General features: G+C 48.2%; 1 pseudogene. It reads left to right on the forward strand.

The features are described 5' to 3' along the window. Window positions 1-25: 25 nt before the first annotated feature. Window positions 26-280 (forward strand): annotated as a pseudogene (locus QP413_RS10025) (two-component sensor histidine kinase); the annotation flags it as partial.

A 280-nucleotide genomic window follows, 5' to 3' on the forward strand; every position in this document is an offset into this window, starting at 1 on the left:
TAGTATCTCCGCCGAGGCAGAAAGAATGAGCGTTTTAGTTCAGGATCTTTTGGATCTTGCTCGGATGGATAATTCGCGTCCATTGGAGCACAAGAGTGTCGATATCCTCAGTGTCGCAATCAGTGTTATTCAGAACATGAAAGTGAATTACCCTGATCGCGATATTTCCATGACAAACAATTGTGTGGAACCGCCCATTGTGACAGGAGATAGTGCCCGCCTTCACCAGGTGCTCACCAACCTCATGACGAATGCGCTCAAACACGCAGGTCCAGAGGCT

This window comes from Corynebacterium sp. UMB4614, from assembly GCF_030217065.1.
Classification (GTDB): Bacteria; Actinomycetota; Actinomycetes; order Mycobacteriales; family Mycobacteriaceae; genus Corynebacterium.